At 61.8% G+C, this 19,200-nt stretch carries 20 protein-coding genes; 16 read left to right on the top strand and 4 right to left on the bottom strand.

The window, feature by feature from the left end; all coding sequences use genetic code 11:
• Positions 1 to 285 precede the first annotated feature (285 nt).
• Positions 286 to 1,608: an ISL3 family transposase gene (locus A7U43_RS14095; RefSeq protein WP_052545499.1), complete on the top strand. Its 1,323-nt coding sequence runs from the start codon at positions 286 to 288 to the stop codon at positions 1,606 to 1,608.
• A gap of 7 nt (positions 1,609 to 1,615) precedes the next feature.
• Here A7U43_RS14095 and A7U43_RS14090 read toward each other — a convergent pair whose 3' ends face one another.
• Positions 1,616 to 2,317, bottom strand: coding sequence for a plasmid pRiA4b ORF-3 family protein (locus tag A7U43_RS14090; RefSeq protein WP_052543539.1), 702 nt, complete (start codon positions 2,315 to 2,317; stop codon positions 1,616 to 1,618).
• 158 nt (positions 2,318 to 2,475) lie between these two features.
• Here A7U43_RS14090 and A7U43_RS14085 point away from each other — a divergent pair, with 158 nt between their 5' ends.
• The 10 genes from A7U43_RS14085 (at position 2,476) to A7U43_RS29680 (ending at position 11,553) form a co-directional block, all read left to right on the top strand.
• Positions 2,476 to 4,719, top strand: coding sequence for a bifunctional DNA primase/polymerase (locus A7U43_RS14085; protein ID WP_082902138.1), 2,244 nt, complete (start codon positions 2,476 to 2,478; stop codon positions 4,717 to 4,719).
• Between the two features lie 235 nt (positions 4,720 to 4,954).
• The gene (locus A7U43_RS29695) at positions 4,955 to 5,386 is read left to right on the top strand and encodes a hypothetical protein (RefSeq protein WP_156525920.1); all 432 of its coding nucleotides are present in this window, start codon (positions 4,955 to 4,957) and stop codon (positions 5,384 to 5,386) included.
• Positions 5,383 to 5,781 carry a hypothetical protein gene (locus A7U43_RS29690; protein WP_156525919.1) on the top strand — a complete coding sequence of 133 codons (399 nt, stop codon included), beginning with the start codon at positions 5,383 to 5,385 and terminating at the stop codon, positions 5,779 to 5,781. The genes A7U43_RS29695 and A7U43_RS29690 overlap by 4 nt, the downstream gene beginning before the upstream one ends.
• Positions 5,782 to 6,200: 419 nt before the next feature.
• Positions 6,201 to 7,658: a terminase large subunit domain-containing protein gene (locus A7U43_RS14075; RefSeq protein ID WP_067996207.1), complete on the top strand. Its 1,458-nt coding sequence runs from the start codon at positions 6,201 to 6,203 to the stop codon at positions 7,656 to 7,658.
• A 7-nt stretch (positions 7,659 to 7,665) separates the two neighbouring features.
• Positions 7,666 to 9,033 (top strand): phage portal protein, encoded by a 1,368-nt coding sequence (locus tag A7U43_RS14070; protein ID WP_067996204.1) that lies wholly within the window; start codon positions 7,666 to 7,668, stop codon positions 9,031 to 9,033.
• A 14-nt stretch (positions 9,034 to 9,047) separates the two neighbouring features.
• Entirely contained in the window at positions 9,048 to 9,539 is a 492-nt protein-coding gene (locus tag A7U43_RS14065) for a hypothetical protein (protein ID WP_067996200.1), read from the top strand.
• A gap of 118 nt (positions 9,540 to 9,657) precedes the next feature.
• The gene (locus tag A7U43_RS14060; RefSeq protein ID WP_067996198.1) at positions 9,658 to 10,530 is read left to right on the top strand and encodes a phage major capsid protein; all 873 of its coding nucleotides are present in this window, start codon (positions 9,658 to 9,660) and stop codon (positions 10,528 to 10,530) included.
• 2 nt (positions 10,531 to 10,532) lie between these two features.
• The gene (locus A7U43_RS14055) at positions 10,533 to 10,847 is read left to right on the top strand and encodes a hypothetical protein (RefSeq protein WP_067996196.1); all 315 of its coding nucleotides are present in this window, start codon (positions 10,533 to 10,535) and stop codon (positions 10,845 to 10,847) included.
• On the top strand, positions 10,844 to 11,176 hold the full coding sequence (locus A7U43_RS29685) for a hypothetical protein (protein WP_156525918.1): 333 nt from the start codon (positions 10,844 to 10,846) through the stop codon (positions 11,174 to 11,176). Before A7U43_RS14055 ends, A7U43_RS29685 begins: the two co-directional genes overlap by 4 nt.
• Positions 11,177 to 11,337: 161 nt before the next feature.
• Positions 11,338 to 11,553 (top strand): hypothetical protein, encoded by a 216-nt coding sequence (locus A7U43_RS29680; protein ID WP_156525917.1) that lies wholly within the window; start codon positions 11,338 to 11,340, stop codon positions 11,551 to 11,553.
• A 130-nt stretch (positions 11,554 to 11,683) separates the two neighbouring features.
• Here A7U43_RS29680 and A7U43_RS14050 read toward each other — a convergent pair whose 3' ends face one another.
• Together A7U43_RS14050 and A7U43_RS14045 are read right to left on the bottom strand one after the other, a co-directional pair.
• Positions 11,684 to 12,133, bottom strand: coding sequence for a hypothetical protein (locus A7U43_RS14050; protein WP_156525916.1), 450 nt, complete (start codon positions 12,131 to 12,133; stop codon positions 11,684 to 11,686).
• A gap of 252 nt (positions 12,134 to 12,385) precedes the next feature.
• The gene (locus tag A7U43_RS14045) at positions 12,386 to 13,093 is read right to left on the bottom strand and encodes a polysaccharide deacetylase family protein (protein ID WP_068002701.1); all 708 of its coding nucleotides are present in this window, start codon (positions 13,091 to 13,093) and stop codon (positions 12,386 to 12,388) included.
• A 147-nt stretch (positions 13,094 to 13,240) separates the two neighbouring features.
• Between A7U43_RS14045 and A7U43_RS14040 the strand changes: the two genes are divergently transcribed.
• The 5 genes from A7U43_RS14040 to A7U43_RS14020 all read left to right on the top strand — a co-directional run bounded on the left by A7U43_RS14040 (position 13,241) and on the right by A7U43_RS14020 (position 16,934).
• A complete protein-coding gene (locus tag A7U43_RS14040) occupies positions 13,241 to 13,663 on the top strand; it encodes a hemophore-related protein (protein ID WP_156525915.1) in 423 nt (140 codons plus the stop codon).
• A 120-nt stretch (positions 13,664 to 13,783) separates the two neighbouring features.
• Positions 13,784 to 14,440 (top strand): response regulator transcription factor, encoded by a 657-nt coding sequence (locus A7U43_RS14035; protein WP_067996187.1) that lies wholly within the window; start codon positions 13,784 to 13,786, stop codon positions 14,438 to 14,440.
• Positions 14,437 to 15,582 carry a sensor histidine kinase gene (locus A7U43_RS14030; RefSeq protein ID WP_067996184.1) on the top strand — a complete coding sequence of 382 codons (1,146 nt, stop codon included), beginning with the start codon at positions 14,437 to 14,439 and terminating at the stop codon, positions 15,580 to 15,582. Before A7U43_RS14035 ends, A7U43_RS14030 begins: the two co-directional genes overlap by 4 nt.
• 213 nt (positions 15,583 to 15,795) lie before the next feature.
• On the top strand, positions 15,796 to 16,272 hold the full coding sequence (locus tag A7U43_RS14025) for a TetR/AcrR family transcriptional regulator (RefSeq protein WP_231963312.1): 477 nt from the start codon (positions 15,796 to 15,798) through the stop codon (positions 16,270 to 16,272).
• Complete coding sequence (locus tag A7U43_RS14020) at positions 16,269 to 16,934, top strand: HXXEE domain-containing protein (RefSeq protein ID WP_067996179.1); 666 nt, start codon at positions 16,269 to 16,271, stop codon at positions 16,932 to 16,934. Before A7U43_RS14025 ends, A7U43_RS14020 begins: the two co-directional genes overlap by 4 nt.
• A 92-nt stretch (positions 16,935 to 17,026) precedes the next feature.
• Here A7U43_RS14020 and A7U43_RS14015 read toward each other — a convergent pair whose 3' ends face one another.
• The gene (locus A7U43_RS14015; protein ID WP_231963686.1) at positions 17,027 to 18,871 is read right to left on the bottom strand and encodes a cellulase family glycosylhydrolase; all 1,845 of its coding nucleotides are present in this window, start codon (positions 18,869 to 18,871) and stop codon (positions 17,027 to 17,029) included.
• Between the last annotated feature and the right edge of the window lie 329 nt (positions 18,872 to 19,200).

Below are 19,200 nucleotides of genomic sequence, written 5' to 3'. Positions count from 1 at the left end.
TCTCGAATGTCTGATCTGCCCGAACTACCAGAGGTCCTAACCCCGAAGCAAGTTTCGACCTGGCTCGGAATCCCCGAATCGTCCCTGTCTCAGGACAGGTATCTAGGCCGCGGTATCACCTACACGAAGTGCGGACAGCGCGTGCGATATCTGCGGGCTGACGTGCTGGCATACCGGCTCTTCACAGATGAGGGTGTAGAGGTGGTTGGCGCGTCGTTGCCGGGATAGAGGTCGAGGTCTCTCGAAAATGAGGGTTCCTACACTCCTCATCCGAAAGACCTCGACGTGCCTGACGCTACCGGTCGGGCGGGCTTCGCCTGCGCTGACCTGACGACTTTCTGCCGCCTCGACGAACTTGGGCTGCAGGTGACCGGACAACGCCTTGAGCCCGGCCGTGCTGTGCTGGCGTGCCGGGTGACCGACGAGGACCGGTGGTGTCGTCGCTGCGGCGAAGAAGGCATCCCACGCGACAGCCTCACCCGTACTCTGGCCCATGAGCCGTTCGGGTGGCGCCCCACCACACTGCTGGTGACCATCCGTCGCTACCGGTGCGCCGGCTGCGCCCACGTGTGGCGACAAGACACCACCAGGATGGCCGAACCACGTGCCAAGCTGTCGCGGCGTGCTCTGCGGTGGGCGCTGGAAGCCATTGTCTGCCAGCATCTATCCGTGGCTCGCATCGCCGAAGCGCTCGCGGTGTCGTGGAACACCGCCAACAACGCGGTGCTGGCAGAAGGCCGACGGGTGCTGATCGCCGATCCGGCCCGTTTCGACGGCGTGGCGGTGATCGGCGTCGATGAGCACGTCTGGCGGCACACCCGTCGCGGTGACAGGTACGTCACCGTCATCATCGATCTCACCCCTGTGCGTGACGGGACCGGTCCGGCTCGGCTGCTCGACATGGTCGAGGGTCGCTCAAAAAAGGCGTTTCAGGACTGGTTGGCCGAGCGGCCGCAGGACTGGCGTGACGGCGTGGACGTTGTTGCTATGGATGGCTTCTCCGGGTTCAAGACCGCTACCGCCGAGGAACTGCCCGAGGCGGCGACGGTGATGGACCCTTTCCACGTGGTGCGCCTGGCTGGCAACGCCCTCGATGAGTGCCGCCGCCGGGTGCAGCTGGCGACATGTGGGCACCGCGGCCGCAAGTCCGACCCGCTCTACACCTGCCGACGCACCCTGCACACCGGTGCCGATCTGCTCACCGACCGCCAGCGCACCCGGCTGGCCGCCTTGTTCGCCGCCGACGCCCACGCAGAAGTCGAGGCCACCTGGCAGATGTATCAGCGCACCGTGGCCGCGTATCGTGAACCCGACCGCACGAAAGGCCGCACGATGATGGCGGCGCTGATCACCACGCTGAGCACCGGCGTTCCCAAGCCGCTGACCGAACTGATCACCCTGGGACGGACCCTGAAGAAGCGTGCCGCCGACGTGCTGGCCTACTTCGACCGCCCCGGCACCTCCAACGGGCCCACCGAAGCGATCAACGGCCGCCTCGAACACCTGCGCGGATCCGCGCTGGGCTTCCGCAACCTCACCAACTACATCGCCCGGTCACTGCTCGAGACCGGAGGCTTCCGAACTCAGCTCCTTGCACCTCGGCAGTGAAGAGTCCTCAACGCATATTCGACGCGGCCAGAGCGTCATTGGTCTCGGTCACCGAGAAACGATCGGGGTGCCAGCCTCGGGGCAGCCAGTCGCGCATCTCCTGCGCACCCAGCCCCATCGGTGTTGCCCGCGGGTCGTACCCGCCACGAACCCACGCAGCCAATTCCTCATAGCCGCCCAAGCCACCACAATCCTCCGGCGGGCAGGCCATCTTGCCCGCCAGGCACACCGGAGCCGAAGGTGGATCATCGAGAACGTCTTCGACCACCAGCACGTGCTCCCATCCGTCGCCGAAGTCGTAGTCATAGAACAACCGGTCGCCCTTACCGGAGACCACCTGATCCAGGCGCACACCGTCCTCGACGAGACCGTCGTCGCCTTCGCTGAGATCAAATCTGGTGACGAAGTAGGCACGGGTACGCCGGTCCGCCCCGACACCGAACTTATGCAGATGACCGTCCTGCCAGCCCATCGCAACCTGCAGCACGTCATGCAGCTCATCGAGCACGAGGTCACCCGGCAGGACCAGACGACGCCAGATCGGCGGCTTGGCGTACATCAGGTCGACCCGCACCCGGAAACCCCGCACACGCTCCGGCACAGCTCCCACCTCGGGTGTCGGTTCATCGAACACTCCCGCGAACAAATCCCGGCCAGCATCGGCCATCAGCTGTTGCAGCATCGACAGGTCCACACCACCCCCGGACACCGCGCTCTTCCTCTTACTCTTCCGCTTCTCCTCCGGCACACACCCAGCCAACCAGACACCCCAATCACAGGCCGACAGCAGCTGACCGTTCTACACCCTCAATCATGAAGAGCCGGCATACCTTGAGGCCAACCGCGTAGAAACTAGCGCGTAGTCGCATGACTGCCGCCCGCCTGGCGGGTGAAGTGAATCCATACGCTGACACGGCACGCGATTATCGACGTGCTGGTTGGCGTGGTCCGCTCCCCGTGCCGTTCAAAGAGAAATACCCGCCACCTGTTGGGTTGACGGGCCACGCTGCGCCGCTTCCGACTGACGACCAGATCGAACAATGGCGCAGTCGGGCCGGATCGCAAAACATCTGCCTGCGCCTGGCCGAAGTTGACGACGACCACGAGGTTATCGGTATCGACGTTGACCACTACAGCAAGGGCAACAGGGACAAAACCGGCTTCGATCAACTAACAAAATTGATCGCCGAGCTTGGCTCACTGCCTGACACGTGGACGGCGACGGCGCGAACGGACGGTAAGAGTGGCATCCGGTTTTTCCGGGTTCCGAGCGGCCTGGCGTTTCCCGGTCAGGTGGACAGTGATATTGAGTTGATCCGCAAGGGTCATCGCTATGCCGTGGTGTGGCCGTCTGTGCATCCTGACGGCACCGAGTATCGGTGGTATCCACCTGGCACAGAACCGATTTCAAACAATCGTGGCGTATGGGATGGCACCGTGCCTGACGCGCATTCGCTGCCGCTGTTGCCCGATTCATGGATTGACCACCTGACCGGTCATCGGCAACGCACCGACCGCGAACACTGCAAGGATTCCGTGTCGTCTGTTGGCGAGATTGAACAGTGGGCCGATGCAACTTTCTACGGTGACGATGACACACAACCGTGCGGCCTGATGCGGCAGAAGTTAGACGCCGCGATCAAGAAAGTTCGCGAGAGCGCTACCTATCACGATCTTTTGACCAACGCGCATTGGAACATTCTGCATCTGGCGTTTGAGGGTCATCACGGTTGGTGTGCCGCAATCAACGAATACGAAGCGGTGTTGTACAAGACTGCCCTGGCCCGTGGCGGGACGACCGACCGAACAGACGCCGAACTTCGAAGAGAAATCTGGCGCTCGCGCGTCGAAGCGCTGCGCAAGATCAAAGGACTATCCGACGACCGCATCCAACGGGGAGCCGCGCCGGTCGATGCAAGTTGCGTGACGGTGGGTTGTCAACAGAACACGTCAAACGTCATTGACTTTCCGAATCCGACCACTATCGACTCTGACGACCAGGCCGAATCTTCGACCTACACCACTGATGTTGATCGTGAACTGCACAGGCTGGAAGTTCGCGCCGAAGCAAAGCGCCGTTTTGACGCTAAATCCATTGGGCCGCTGAAACGTTCGGCGATGAGCCTAACCACTTTTCTGTCTCAACCGCCCAACCCAACGCCGATGCGGATTGCCAGTCTGATGCCTGATGCCGGTCGCGTGGTGTTCTCTGCGCCGTACAAAGCGGGAAAGACAACCGCAGTCGGAAATCTGATTCGCGCCCTGGTCGACGGTGACCCGTTTCTCGGTGCGTTCGCAGTAAACAAACCCGCCAGGCGTTTGGTGTTGATCGACAACGAACTGTCTGCTGACATGGTGCGCGACTGGCTTCTGAAACAGGGCATCCGCAACACCGATGCCGTCGCCGATGTGATCTGCCTACGTGGTGAAGTGTCCACATTCGACATTCTCAACAACCATCGTCGGGCCGAATGGGCCAAGTGGCTGCGCGACCTTGGTTGCGACTACCTGATTTTCGATTGCCTGCGGCCTGTGTTGGATGCGCTCGGACTGGACGAAAACCACGACGCCGGAAAGTTTCTGACAGCGTTCGATGAACTGTTGGCCGAAGCACACACCAAAGGTGACGCGACGATCGTTCACCACATGGGCCACGCGAACGAACGATCACGCGGCGATAGCCGAATTCAGGACTGGCCCGATGCCATCTGGAAGTTGGTTCGCGAGAGCGCAGATGATGAGTTCTCGCCACGTTATTTCTCGGCGACCGGTCGCGATGTCGAAGTTGCCCAGGGTTTGTTGGACTATGACCCCGCCACGCGGCATCTGACCTATCGCGGTACGAATCGGTCAGATGCGCAGAAGCAAAGAAAAGCCACCGCAGCACACACTGAGATCATCAAGCTACTCAGAGACGACCAAAGCAATGGCGGCAATGGCCTGAGTCAAAAGAAAATTGAAGACGAGTCGACTAAGCATCCGAATGTGTCGCGTCAGACGGTGCGCAATGCGTTAAAAACTGGCGTCGAATCCGGCGAATTGGCTAATTGGGACGGACCTAGAGGCGCAAAAATGTACACGCTGGGAAAGATTCTCGACAATCATGCCTGAATTGACATTGAAGCGACCTCGCCGCGACCTCGCCGCCCGGTTTGACCTCGCCGACCTCGCCGACACTGGCTGGTCAAACCGGCGAGGTCAAAACCCTTGCCTACCTGCACATATTTCGCGACCTCGCCACCTCGCCGCGACCTCGCCGAAAACCGCCACCACCTCGCCAATCCCCATCCCTTAAGGGATGGCGAGGTGGCCTGAATCGCAAAAAACAACGAGAGGAACTAGAGCAATGGATATCAAAGAAATCAACGGACTAGTGAAATCTATGACGGTGTCGGTGTTCGCATCGCTGTCACCCGTATGGCCCGAGGACATAAAAGAGTGTGGCGGGCATGGAGTTTTGATTGCCCGCGTTGATCCGATCTGCAACCACGCACTGAACGATGTAGATGTGGTGGCGCGTGCGCTTGTGTACATGCCGTCTGATGAAATCAGCGAGAGTCGCCTGTGCCGGTTGACTATCCGCAACAGCGATTTAGACCTACCGAAGCATTACGTGAAAAATGCTGCGTCCCGGTTCCGGCCACGCGACTACATCGAAGACGAACGCGATTCGGCCACGGTGCGCCTGGCCGACTATCAGCGGTGCGCGCAGGCACTACTGCCGCTGCCGGTCATCAACCTGCACGCACCGTTCAGAGTGTGGCCGGTAGAGCAATGACCCCGATACCGCGCTGCCAGGCCGATGGCTGCCACGGCATCGTCACAGACCGCACCGGCCTATGCGCCGAGCACCGCAAGGCCATAACAATGACCACGAAAATGCAGGATGCGCTGCGCGAATTTTTACGTGACGGCATCTCACCAAATCATCTGAACCACTACGACGTAGCCGTAGCCGGAATGTACTTCGCCGAAGGTATGGCGCTGCTGGTGAATGCGCTGCTCGGTACTGAAGTTGTCTACGACGACGAACCGATCCGATTGCAGAAGCGGCCTGATCCGACCTGGCGGGTTCAGTTCACATGGCGCGGCACACTGAATACCGAAGCATGGCGCGAACAAAACCGCGCCGATGAACAGATCAGCGCAGATGATGCGGTGCCATCATGCTGATGCGTCCGTGCATCGACTGCGGCGAACCGTCAGAGAACACGCGGTGCGCCGAGCACACCGTGAGCACTGGTGGGCAGAAAACATCTGCTGACTCGCGTGGATATGACCACGCCTGGCGCAAGCTCTCGCAACGTGCGCGACGACTGCAACCATTCTGCGCTGACTGCGGTGCCACCGATGATTTGCAGGCTGACCACTCGCCTACTGCGTGGGCACGCAAGCTCGCCGGTAAATCCATCCGGCTCAAAGATATCGACGTGGTGTGTGGGCCGTGCAACAGAAAGCGCGGCGCTGCTCGCGAGAAATCCGAAGGTGGGGGGTATCCCCTTATCGGGGGAACGACAACCCGCGAGGGGGGCGCTAAGTTTTTGTTACACACCGCATCCGAGCGCGATTTTCGCAATCAGGCGGTGTGAATTATGAGAGCTGGCCCCAAGGGAACCGTAAAAGTAGAGCCGCTGGACCTGTCCGGTTTTCCCGATGACCGTGCGATGCGCCGCGACGTGTTCATCTCGGCTTTTCTGATCACGCCACGCGGTCACGGCGCAAAACTGCCGTTCAACCTGCGCGATTTTCAGCGAGAGATCATCGACGGCGCTTTCGCTCCGCGTGTTCGTACCGCGCTGGTGAGCCTGCCGCGTGCAAACGGCAAGACGATGCTGGCCGCAGCGTTGGGCCTGGCCGAAATGTTCGTCGGCCCGCCATCCGCCGAAGTGCTGGTGGTCGCCAGCGACCAGCGTCAGGCGAACATCACCATGCGATACGCAAAACGCATGGTGGAACTCAACCCGATTTTGGCCGAGCGTGTGCAGGTTTACGCTGACCGGCTGTATCTGCCGGAAAACGATGCCACGCTGTTGCCATTACCGGCTGAACCTGGCGCGCTGCACGGTCACGACCCGTCGCTGATGATCGTGGACGAACTGCACGTGGTCACCGAAGACGTGTGGGAAGCGGTTACATCGGTGGCCGGCAAAAGGCCGGAATCTCTGACGCTGGCGATTTCTACACCTGCGGACTCTGCCGATTCTGTGATGTGGCGCCTGGTCGAGCATGGCAGATCGGGCACGGATGACTCTTTTTATTTTCGTGAGTACCTGGCGCCTGACGGGTGCGCGGTAGACGACCGAGATGCCTGGCGGGTTGCCAATCCGGCGCTGTCCTGCGATGACCCGTTCTTATCCGAAGACGGGTTGGAATCGGTGTTGAAGACGATTCGTGAACCGGTTTTTCGTCAGTTGCGTCTCGGCCAGTGGGTCACTGGCGTGCAATCGTGGCTGCCGTGGGGCGCGTGGATGCAATGTAAAGCCGAGCGCAAAGTTAATCCTGGTGAGCGCGTAGTTCTGGCTTTCGACGGCTCGGCATCTGGCGATTCCACGGCGCTGGTCGGTTGCACGATGGACGGGCACCTGTGGGTTGAGGGACTGTGGGAAAACCCCGGTGACCCCCGCTGGCGGGTTCCGCGTGAAAATGTCAGTGCGGCAGTCGATTTAGCTTTCCAGCGGTATGACGTTGTGGAATTGGCCTGTGATCCGTGGGGTTGGCGCTCGGAAATCGAAGCGTGGGCCGCACGGCACGGTGAAAAGCGAGTGTTGGAGTGGAACACCGCGACCGCTGCGCGCATGGCCCCGGCGACTGACCGGCTGTATCAGGCTGTAGTGACGAAGGTGGTCACTCACGATGGCAATGCCGATCTGGCCGCGCATATCGAACATTGCGTGGCGAAACGCACGCCAATGGGTGATTTGGTGAGCAAGGATAAGCGCGGTTCGCCGCGCAAGATTGACGCCGCCGTGGCGGCAATTGTGGCCTATGATAGGGCCGCTTGGCACTCCACAAAGACAACGAAAAAGCGCACTGTCAGTTTTGCGCAATAGGAAAGCAATGACGATTCCGATTATTCCGTTTACGCCAGTCGACTTTTTGCACAAGATACTGCATAAACTCGATGAACCGCTGGCCCGATATTCGTTGTTGGATCGGTACTACAGTGGTAATCAGCCGTTGGCTTTTCTGAGTCCTGAGTCAAAGACGGCGCTGGGAAATCGTTTCGGTCGGATGGCATCGAACATTCCGCGCCTGTCGGTGACAGCACTCACCGAGCGGTTGCAGATCACCGGATTTTCCGACGCTGCGCTGTGGGTGGAGTGGCTACGCAACGACATGGATCTACTGTCCAGTGTGGCGCATCGTGAGGCGCTGCTGTTCGGTGATTCCTACGTCATGGTGTGGGCCGATTCTGTTGGCAGGCCGAAGGTTACGGTGGAGAGCGCCAAGCAAGTTGCGTGTCTGTTCGATCCTGGCACGCGCGAAATTGTGGCCGCTGCGAAGCGCTGGGAAACCGAAGCCACGACCGAAGCGGTGTTGTACCTACCGGATCGGATCATCCACTACCGGGCCAACCACATCGGTGCAACGCTTGGTTTTGAGGTAGTCGCAGAAATTCAGAATCCGCTCGGTGTCGTCCCGGTCGTCAACCTGCGCAACTCAGATCGAATTTTGGACGACTACGGTGCCAGTGAATTAGACGATCTGATGCCACTGGTGGACGGACTGAATAAGTCACTTGTGGACATGATGACGACCAGTGAATTTGTCGGTAGGCCGCGCCGTTGGGCAACTGGAATCGAACTGGAAGAAAAACCGAAACTGGACGCTGACGGCAATCCTGTTCTGGACGATGACGGCGAACCAATTATCGAAACGGTCAACCCAATTCCCGAAGGCAATCGGGCGATGATCGCCGAGAACCACGAAGCTAAATTCGGCCAACTGGCTGCCGCAGACCTGGCGGGTTACGAAGCATCGGTACGGATTTTTCTCGGCCAGATTATGGCGGTGTCGACACTTCCCGCGCATTACATCGGAGTCTTTACTGATAATCCCGCCAGTGCTGACGCGCTGCGAGCATCCGAAGCGTCATTGACGGCGCGGGCCGAAGCTCGCCAAGAAACATTCGGCCGAGCGTGGGAAAAAGTCGCCAAATTGATGACCGCCGTATTAGATCAAGTCGATCCCACAACTGTGGATGATGTTGCGGTCTATTGGTCCGAAGCCGGGACGCGCAGCATGGCACAGGAAGCCGATGCCGCCGTGAAACTGTTTGAAGCTGGATTGTTGCCGCGTGTATTCACGCTGCGGAAACTTGGGTACTCCGACGAAGAAATCTTGGAGATTGAAGCCGAAGTCAGATATTCGGCTGTCGTTGACGATGACGAAGTGCCTAACGAAGAAACCGCCACAGATACCTAACGAAAGAATGATCAATGCCACGCCCCAACGAACATGAGAACAACGACCAGGCCACCGAGCAGACCGTGGTGGACACCGACGCGACCGTGGAATCGGCCACCGACGATCTGACCGACGCTGAAAACGCCGGCCAAACAGCGGCAGGCGTTTCCACCGATGACAGCGAAATAGAAACTGATGCAACGACTTTCAGTCGTACCTACGTGGAGAAACTGCGCCGAGAGTCTGCCGGTTACCGTGAGCGCGCCAACCAAACTGACGCGCTGGCCCAACGTCTGCACAACTCACTGGTAGCCGCGACGGGCCGACTGGCTGACCCCACCGATCTGCCGTTCGACGCCGCGCACCTGGATGACGCCGATGCCCTGGAATCTGCGATTGACGAATTGCTGACCCGTAAACCGCACCTGGCATCACGGCGACTGAATGGCGATATCGGGCAGGGTAATCGTGGCGGTACATCGGAGCCGGTCAATTTGGCCGATATGCTGCGCGCGCGTGCATAACTGAGTTCGGTTGCGCTATAGTGCCCACACCGCGCCTGATGCGCGAATGCCGTTAAACGTCCCGATGACGTAAACGATCAAATATCCGCTCTCTTTTTTGATTGTTAGGACGATTTCAATGGCTGTCAGCACTACTAGCGCAACCGAACTTACTCAGGAACAGGTCGCCAAAATTCTGGTGAGGCCGCTTGAGGAAGCGGCTAAATTCCTGGCCGCTGGCCCGCGTATTTTCGACACCAGTAGCGAGTTGCGGATTCCCAAGCTCGGTGGACCGACCGTTGTCACGTGGGTCGGTGAGAACGAACAGATTCCCGAAGCCAACCCCGATTTTGACGAAGTGACCTTGCTGCCGTCTTCGATGAAATCGCTCAAGACGTTGACGCGGTACTCCAACGAACTTGCCCGCCAGTCTGTCGTTGCGCTGGATGCAGCGCTCAAAGATCGGCTGGTCACCGATGTAGCGACAAAACTTGACGCACAACTGTTTTCAGCATCGGGCAACGGCACCACTGAACCGCAGGGACTGTTCGCGTGGGCCGGAACGCAGACGCTGCCCGTCAACGGGATTCTGGAACTGGACGATCTGCACGACGCCGAAGCGATGGCGCTCGGTGAAAACGTCAACACCGCGCAACTCAAATGGGTGATGACCAGCCGTGAACTGATCGACCTGCGCAAGATCAAAGACACGACGGGCCGCTACATCGTGCAACCGGACGTGACCGGCGCTGGCGGGTACACGCTTCTGGGACATTCGGTGATCGTGACCAACCGGATTCCAGACGACACCGCACCCACGCCGGATACTGCCCGCGCGGCACTGGTCGATTTCAGCCAGGTTGCCGTGGCGCGTGATCTGGCACCGACCGTGAAGATTCTTGATCAGACCTACGGCGATTATGACCAGATGGCTATCCGCGTGGTGTGCCGCTACGACGCGAAGCCGCTCAATCCCGAAGCCGTGATCAAGCTGACCGGCATCACGATCTGACGATGGCCGCTGTCACCGGCCAGCACGTGGCCGACTTTCTCGGCGGGGGCGCTGATACCAATCTGGTCGCCCTCGCCGGGAATCACGCGAGCGTGGTCACGAACATGTGCCGCGCCTACACGCGCGGTGTCGGCTTTGCTGACGGCGAACCAAACGAAGAAATCGCATCGGTCATCGTGACCGCTACCGCGCGCCTGGTCGCCAATCCCGAACAGCTACCCACTGACGTAGGCGCGGTATCCATCCGTGGCGGGTTCAACGGATTCAACTTGGCCGAGCGGTTCGTTTTGAATCGCTATCGAAGGTTGGCGTTGTGATCTTCAACGACGTTGTGAATGTGACTCTCAAAGAGAAACGAACCGTCAGCGGAACCGCGACATTCGTCACGATCTTTTCGGGTCCGGTTCCTGGTGTCGTGACGTTTCTAGATTCGGGCACAACGTTTGATCCAGCCGGGGGAAAAACTAGCTCGCGGCTACAGATCATTCTGAGTCCGTTCGCATTCACGATTCCACCGAATGCCGGTTCTTCGGCGCTGGTGATGGCGTGGGGACCGTTTACCGCACTATCGCCCGAAGGCGCGGTAGAACCGCATTACCTACGTGGCCGATTGCATCACTACGAGATGATCGCGAAAGCAATCTGATGGCTGCCTACCGGATGACTCCCGCCAGGCGCGCAGCGCTGGAAAAGGCGCAGGCCGCGTCAGCGCGTAAACGACGCCGGGGAGTCAAAAGTAGACGGGCACGACAGCGGAATCGGAGAGCTATTGCCGCTGTTGCGGTCGGTGGCGCTATCGGTGGTGCCGTGGGCGCGCAACACGTGGTGTCTCGGCAACTGGTGGACCGGCGCATCGTCGCAAAACACGTGGAGCTAGCGAACTACCAACATGAACGGTTGACCGCGCTGCGCGTCAGCGTCTACCCGACGACGGTGCTGGAAGAACTTCCGTTTGACGCTGCCGCTGCACGCCGTGAAGCTCGCGAAATTTTGAAGGCCAACCGGAAGAAAAAGAGAACGTGAGACAGTCCCGCCACAATCGACGGAACTTGTGGCGAGTCCCGAAGATTGCCGATGCGCGTGCCGGTACAAGCTCCCGCGTCGGTGTGTCCTCCAAGACTGGCGGGACTGTCTCACCCTTGATATTTCTGCCCTAGTTCGCCGCTTCACGATTGACGATGCGGCCAAGCTCCGCAAAGCCTTGTCCCATGCCTGCGTAGTCCACAAGGCAGTCGAAATCGCTCGACTTGCACCCATTGCCGATGTAGCTTTCATAGCTCTCGGTGAACGTGTTGACAGAACTCAGCAGTTCGGCTCGTGCCGGGGATATCGGAAGTTGCTCTGCGTCTATCGCGAACGTCTCGATGCCGTTCTTTTGTTTGGTGATGCAGATGCTGTAATCCGCTTCGCCAAGCTCAGGCCCAGAACAGGACTGCGCCAGAAAATCGCCGTACCCACTTTGGAGATATTTCCAGGTCACGGCGGCCTTAGTGGTAGGTGAAGCGCTCACCGTCACAGTTTCCGCCGCAGGTGTTCCGTCACTGCCGCATGCCGCCACAACAGACGAAAACAACAGACAGACGGCGGGCACAAGCAGTCGCATGGGCCGAACCATACAAGCAACCGACGACCGTGTGGGGCTGATTTCGTCCAGTGATCCGTGCCCACATTTTGCCCACATTCTGCCCACAAATCCGTTGATCTACCGTGATCTGCCGTGAAACGTTTTTGCTGTTCAGAGCCTGTTTCGATACCCTGACCAGCGGCCCGATTTACAGTTCGAATCTCACCGAGGGCACCACTAACAACCGCGGCGTCGGCCCTGTCTCCGGCCCCGGCAACCACCGCGGGGACGCTATCTCCCCAGCGCCAGCAGTTCGCTCACCGTCACGAAACGGTATCCGTCGGCGCGCAGTCGTCCGACGATCAGCGGCACCGCCGCCCTGGAAGCGGACCGGCTGTCGTCCATGACGTGAAGCAGAACGATGGAGCCCGGGCGGACGCTCGTCGCGGTCTCCTCGACGATGCGGTCGGTCTCCGGGGTGCCTGCGGAGTCGGGCTCGACGTCCCACATCACCGTGGTGCGCCGGTGCTCGGCCAGGTAGTGAGGCAGCGTCCACAACTTTTTGCCGTGCGGGGGCCGAAACGTGACGGGCCCTCGGTATCCGGTGCGCGCGATCGCGGCATCGGTGGTTTCGACTTCCCTGGCGACGGTGCCCGCACTCACGAAGACCATCCGGCGGTGCGTGTAGGTGTGGTTGCCGATCTCATGGCCGGCCCGCGCGATCCTCGCCCCGTGCTCGGGGTAACGGTCCAAGGCGGCACCGTTGAGATAGAACGTGGCCGATACCCCGGCCTCGGCGAGCATGTCCAGGATCTGCGGCGTCGAATCGCTCGGTCCGTCATCGAAGGTCAATGCGACCACCTTCTCGGTGGTGTCCACCCGGCTGACCAGTTCACCGGCCAATTGATAGGTGCGCGAACGGGCCAGGCTGTATGTCGCCGAGGCGACCGCCAGCACCAGGACGAGGCTGATCGAGCTCGCGATGATCCACCGACGCAACAGTTCTGCCTTTCCGGGCCGCAGTGATCGCCCCACTGCGCGTATCTCCGCAGGCTACCGCCGCCGGTGGCTGGTCCGCCCCCGCGACGGCGACCGTCTCGCCCTAACGTCCACCCAACGCCGCGGTTGCTCAAATGGTTCAAGGGCGTGACCAGCACGCCCGAACCGATCCGAAAGAGAGCAACGACCGTGGCGCTTTCCCACTCCGCTGTACCCATGTTCGCCGGCATGACCGCAATGGCCGCAATGGCTTTCGGGCTCGCCCCGGTGGCAGCCTCCGAACCTTCCGGCAAGTTGATCGAAACGACCTGCAGCTACGCGCAAGTCGATGCCGCGCTGCAGGCCGAGGCCCCGCAGATGGCCGACCGTCTGCACAACCGGCCGGAAGCGCAGAGCAAAGTGCAGGAGCTGTTGGCACTTCCGGTACCCGAGCGCCGCCAGCGGGTGCAGGGGTTTCTCGACCGCAACCCGGATGTTCGTGCGGCGGTGCAGAGGCGCAAGTCCACTCCGGAGGGCCAGGAAACGGTGGCCAAGCTGAACCGGGTCGCCGAAACCTGCCACAACTACTAGACCGAGGTCGTTGCGGGTCGCCGACGGTCCCCCGGGCCCCGGGGGCAGAGCGCCGTCGGCGGCCGCAACAATCGAGTGACCCTCACAGCGACCAAACGCGCACGCGGGCACCATGGTGGGGTGCGAATCCTCGTGGTGGAAGACGAACAGCTGCTCGCCGACGCCGTCGCCGCCGGCCTGCGCAGGCACGCGATGGCCGTCGACGTCGTCTACGACGGCGCCATGGCGCTCGAACATGCGACCGTCAACGACTACGACGTGGTCATCCTCGACCGCGACCTGCCGGTGACCTCCGGCGATACCGTCTGCGCCAAACTCGTGGCAGGGGGCGGTTCTGCGCGCATCCTGATGTTGACAGCCGCTGGGACGGTGGCCGATCGGGTCGCCGGCCTCGGCCTGGGCGCCGATGACTACCTGTACAAACCGTTCGCGTTCGCCGAGTTGGTCGCCCGCGTCCAGGCACTGGGCCGGCGCTCCCGCGCCGCAACCCCACCGGTACTGGAGCGCAATGGCATCCGACTTGATCCACACCAGCGGACCGTGACGCGCGAAGGAAGCCCGATTACGCTGTCCCGCAAGGAATTTGCAGTCCTCTTCGAGCTATTGCTCGCAGACGGTGGAGTAGTGTCCGCGGAGCAGCTGCTGGAGAAGGCCTGGGATGAGCATGCCGATCCGTTCACCGGTGTGGTGCGGTACACCATCATGATGGTCCGACGTAAACTCGGGGATCCCCCCTTGATCGAGACCGAGCCCGGCGTCGGGTACCGGCTGCGATGAAGATCCGGACCCGCCTCACCGTGCTCTACGCGGGTGCGCTGTTTCTGGCCGGCGCCCTGTTGATCGGGCTGATCTACTTCTATCTCGAACAGTCGCTGGACCATCGGCCCGGCGCGGCGCTACAGGCAACCATCCGTCAGTTCGCCGAACAACGGGGAGCACGCAGCTTTCCCCGCCTCGACACCCTGATGACGCTGGTGACCAACCAGGCCGAGCAGCAGCGACAGGCGCTCATGCACGGGATGCTGCGCTGGTCGATTGCCGCGCTGGTGATCATCAGCGTACTTGCCTGCGGCGCCGGGTGGCTGTTGGCCGGTCGGGCGCTGCAACCTCTGCAAGAGGTCACCGCCACCGCACGACGGGTCGCCGGGCGCAGCCTGCATGAGCGGATCGCGCTGGACGGACCTGACGACGAAATCAAGGAACTCGCCGACACTTTCGACGCCATGCTGGAACGCCTTGACCGTGCCTTCGACAGCCAGCATCGTTTCGTGGCCAACGCATCCCACGAGTTGCGCACACCCTTGACCATCAACCGCACCCTCATCGAAGTCGCACTCGATGATCCCGACACCCCGGACTCGACCCGCCGACTCGGCGAGACGCTGCTCGCGGTGAACCAACGCCAGGAGCGCCTCATCGACGGCCTGCTCGTGTTGGCCAGCAGCGATCAGCAACTGCCGACACGTGAACTCACCGACCTTGCCGAAATTGTCCGGCACGCACTCGAGACCGCCGAGCCGGCGGCCCGCAGCGCGTGCCTGGACATGCGAATCAGCCTGGTCCCCTGCGTCGTTCAGGGTGACCCGGGACTGCTGGAGCGACTGGCCGCAAACCTGGTGGACAATGCGATCCGGTACAACATCACCGAGCAGGGATGGGTGCGCACCAGCGTGGACATCCGCGGCGGGTGGGCCCTGCTCACGGTCGAGAACAGCGGCCCCGTGGTCGCGCCGGCCGATGTGGACGGGCTGTTCGAACCGTTCCGTCGGCTGGCGCGGACCGCATCGAGCGCCGGCGGCACCGGACTGGGGCTGTCCATCGTGCGATCGGTCGCCAACGCCCACGGGGGTCGGGTACGAGCCTCGTCACGCCCCGACGGCGGCCTGCTCGTGGAGGTCACCCTCCCCCTTGCGCGTTGACCGCCGGGCGAACGCACCGCCGCAGCGTCACGACGGGCCTTGCGCCGACGCCGGTCCCCGAGTAACTTCCCATTGCATGCAAGTACTTGCTTGCATTAGATCGGAGGGGTGTCGATGGACCATCAACGCTGGGACGACACGCAGATCGCGGTCCTGGACGCGTGTGTGACATGCGCTGAGGAGAAGGGTTTTGCCGGCCTGACCACCCGCAGGGTGGCCGAGTTGGCCGGCGTGAACGAGGTGACCATCTTTCGGCGCTTCGGCTCGAAATCCGGCCTGATCAATGCCGCCTTCGAGCGCGAGGCAGCGGCGATGAGCGACGCCGTCGGAGATTACAGCGCCGACCTGCGCGGCGACCTGCGGCGGATGGTCACGGCCGTCTGGGACGCCACCGGGCGTCGCCGGGCGGTACTCCCGGCGATCTTGTCCGAACTCGCCACCAACGCCGAACTGCGCTCCGCCGCATCACATTCGGTTCGAGAGATGACACGCGTGACCGACATCATCGCGAAGTACCAGCAGCGCGGGCTACTCATCGACGAGCCGCCGTTGCAGGCCTATGCCGCGCTGGTGGGCCCTCTGGTCTACCTCGGAATCGTCTCACGCCTGCTGCCGGATCCGCCAGAGCTCGACGGCGACGCGCACGTCGAGAAGTACCTGAAAGGCCATGCGAGGGAGGAGAAATCATGAACACCGTTGAGCCCGCCTATTCGATCGACGAGTATCACCGGTACACCCGCGCCACCCAGTACCTCAATGGGGCCGGCGCCGTGGCCGGAATCGCCCTGGGGATCTTCATCCTGATCGACCCAACCAGGCGGACCGACCCGGATTGGGTGTTCTGGTTGGTGTGGCCCATCGCCGTACTGCACACGGTCGAGGAGTACATATGGCCCGGCGGCTTCCTCAGGTACTTCAACGCCATCGCCTGGCGGGCCCCGAGTCCCTACGGCCCGCTCACCGCGCGACGTGCCTTCGTCACCGATGCCGTCGCCGGCCTCTTCAACCCGGTGGCCATCCTGGCCTTGAGCGTTGTCTACCGACCGGCGATCTGGTTCTTCATCGCCGTGCTGCTCCTCAACGGCTTCTTCCACATCACCATCACCCTGATGACCGGGCGCTACTTCCCGGGTGCCGTCACCGGCGGCCTGCTCTACATTCCGGGGTTCACCGCGATCACGTTGTTCTACACCAACAGAGGCCTGGTCTCGCCGCTCGACCTGGCGCTCACCTTCGCGCTGGCACTGGCGTTCACGGCAGGTTTCTTCGCGATGGTACGACGCTGGCAGCGACTTGATGAGCAGACCCCATCGGCGGTGAAGAGCCGCGCCGGCAGTGAGCCACTGCGGTAGCCCTCCCCCACCGAGCGACCCCAGACACGGATCTGCCGCTGTAGGAATGTCCGAGTTCCCACAGCGGCAGATCCTCGCCCCCTCCCGAGCTTTTAGCGGTCACCGCCCGGGGCTGATCCCGCCGCGGCGCGCTGGCGAGTCGGCGTGGACCCACCCTGGCCGCTGTCACTGTTGGCCCGCACCGCGTGCCGCGGTCCCCGCGGGGAGCGCGTGCTCAGCGCCTGGCGCGCCTTGAGGTTTGGCACCGCGACCTTGCGGACCTCGGGGCCCGCGGTGACCGGGGACTCCGCGACGGCCAGTTCAGGGTCGCCGGTAAGGGCCGTGGTGGCCGCTTCCGAAGACACCTGCTCGCTCGCTGCGGATTCGTCGGTCACCTCGTCGGTCACCGTTTCGACGGTTTCGGTGGACTCCTCGACCGCGACCTCCTCGGTCACCGCCTCGACGACCGGCTCCTCGAGGACGGGCTCCTGGACCACGACCTCGTCGACAACCGGCACCTCGTCGACGACCACGGGCTGCGCGGCCTCCTGAACCTGCAGCACCGACAACACGTCCTGCACAGCTTTCGTTGTGCCCGTGGATGTTTCGGTGGTATCAGCGGATCCGTCGGCGATGGCTTCGGCTGCATCGTCGCTCGCGTCCACGGGATCCTGCACGACATCCACACCGGCACTGGCGGTACGGGCACTCACGGCCGCGGTCTTGGCCGTGGTCGTCTTCCTGCCGAACAGGCCACCGAGCAGGTTGGTGAAGATCGAACCGAAGGCGCTGAACAGGTTCGGCCCCAGTTTGAACATGCCGGTGAAGGCCTGCGAGATCGCCTTCAGGAAGGCGGCCACCGGGTTGGTCGAGCCACTTCCCGCTCCGGTGCCCGGTCCGGGGCCGGTGCCCGGGCCCGGATCGGTGGGCGGCTTGGTCAGGAAGGCGATCAGCTCCTTGATGACCTGCCCGACCGGCTTCATGGTGCCGTCCGGACGGAAGATGCCGAGGTTGGCCTCGTCGTTGTCGGCCGGCGGGTTCAGCCAGTCCTTGATGGTGTACAGGAAGATCGGGCCGGCACCCTGCATGGTCTGCCAGAACTCGATGAGGTCACGGACGAAGGCCGCCTGGGTGGCCTCGGACACCTTGTTGGTCGGTGCGCCGTATTCGGTGATCCAGATCTTGACCTGCTCCTCGCCCTCTTCGAGGAACGAGTCCATGAGCTCGCGGATCTTGTTCAGCTGGTAGAGCGGCATGCCCTCTTTCCACGGCAGGTTCTCGCCGACGGAGAACTTCCATTCGAAGTTGTACGGATGGAAGGACAGCGCGTCGAAGTAGCCGTCCGCGCCCGCTTCGTACATCTTGCGCACGAAGTCCACGGGGTTCATGGTCAGCCCGGGCCAGGTCTTGCCCGCACCGACCACCCCGCCGATGACGGTGATATCGGTACCGATCTGCGAGGCGGCCTGCTTGAGCGCCGTGTAGGTCTTCTTGAGCATCTCGGTATAGGCGGCCGGGTCCAGGGTGTTCCAGAACTGGATCGAGTTGGGCTCGTTCCAGACCTCATACGCCGAGATCTTGTCGCCGTAGCGCAGCGCGACGGACTTCGCGAACGACGCGAACCGGTCGAAGTTGGTCGGCTGTCCGTTGATCGGGGTGCTGCCCGACGCCCACATCGGGGTCGAGTTCAGCACGCCCAGGATGCCCATCCCGCGGGACGCGGCGGCGTTGACCACCATGTCGAGTTGGTCCCACCGGGGCGCACCCAGCCCGAACGGGGTGTCGGGGTGCAGGGGCTGCACGCCGGCCCACGGAACCATGATCCGGACGTTGGTCACACCCAGTGACTGCATGAGGTCCAGCCGGGCGTTGATCTCCGCCAGCGAGGTCGACAAGTACAGCTCGGAGTCGGCGATGCCGATGGTCGACGGGGCCTCGTCGATCTGCGCGACCTGCATCACGTTGTACGACCGTTGTTTGGTCAGTGGCAAGACTTGCTGACTTGCGGTGGCCGCGAAAAGCGAGGCCGCAATCAGGGCGATCGTTGCCTTGATGGCAACCCTACGGATCGGATTATGCACCTGGTGCCACATAGCGACTCCTGCTCTGACGTGCGCAAGTTCGGACATGACTTGCACTCTGCTCGAAATTAACGCATGCAGCAGCAAATTGCGAAACTTACTTGAAAGTACGTTTCAAAGGCAATTTGTTAGTCGCAATTAGCCATTTCTAGCAAACTCGTGTCAAGAGCTGTCGATTTCGGATTGAGACGGTTCAATGCGAAATT

It is taken from the genome of Mycobacterium adipatum (assembly GCF_001644575.1).
Lineage (GTDB): Bacteria > Actinomycetota > Actinomycetes > Mycobacteriales > Mycobacteriaceae > Mycobacterium > Mycobacterium adipatum.
The sequence above is the reverse complement of the archived record's forward strand: the minus strand, read 5'-3'. Positions and strand labels throughout refer to the sequence as shown.

Bases quoted from the DNA above. Each gene is read 5' to 3' on its own strand.
- A7U43_RS14085 (WP_082902138.1), top strand. From the start codon at position 2,476: ATGACTGCCGCCCGCCTGGCGGGTGAAGTGAATCCATACGCTGACACG.
- A7U43_RS29695 (WP_156525920.1), top strand. From the start codon at position 4,955: ATGGATATCAAAGAAATCAACGGACTAGTGAAATCTATGACGGTGTCG.
- A7U43_RS29690 (WP_156525919.1), top strand. From the start codon at position 5,383: ATGACCCCGATACCGCGCTGCCAGGCCGATGGCTGCCACGGCATCGTC.
- A7U43_RS14075 (WP_067996207.1), top strand. From the start codon at position 6,201: ATGAGAGCTGGCCCCAAGGGAACCGTAAAAGTAGAGCCGCTGGACCTG.
- A7U43_RS14070 (WP_067996204.1), top strand. From the start codon at position 7,666: ATGACGATTCCGATTATTCCGTTTACGCCAGTCGACTTTTTGCACAAG.
- A7U43_RS14065 (WP_067996200.1), top strand. From the start codon at position 9,048: ATGCCACGCCCCAACGAACATGAGAACAACGACCAGGCCACCGAGCAG.
- A7U43_RS14060 (WP_067996198.1), top strand. From the start codon at position 9,658: ATGGCTGTCAGCACTACTAGCGCAACCGAACTTACTCAGGAACAGGTC.
- A7U43_RS14055 (WP_067996196.1), top strand. From the start codon at position 10,533: ATGGCCGCTGTCACCGGCCAGCACGTGGCCGACTTTCTCGGCGGGGGC.
- A7U43_RS14050 (WP_156525916.1), bottom strand. From the start codon at position 12,133: ATGCGACTGCTTGTGCCCGCCGTCTGTCTGTTGTTTTCGTCTGTTGTG.
- A7U43_RS14030 (WP_067996184.1), top strand. From the start codon at position 14,437: ATGAAGATCCGGACCCGCCTCACCGTGCTCTACGCGGGTGCGCTGTTT.
- A7U43_RS14020 (WP_067996179.1), top strand. From the start codon at position 16,269: ATGAACACCGTTGAGCCCGCCTATTCGATCGACGAGTATCACCGGTAC.
- A7U43_RS14015 (WP_231963686.1), bottom strand. From the start codon at position 18,871: ATGCAGGTCGCGCAGATCGACGAGGCCCCGTCGACCATCGGCATCGCC.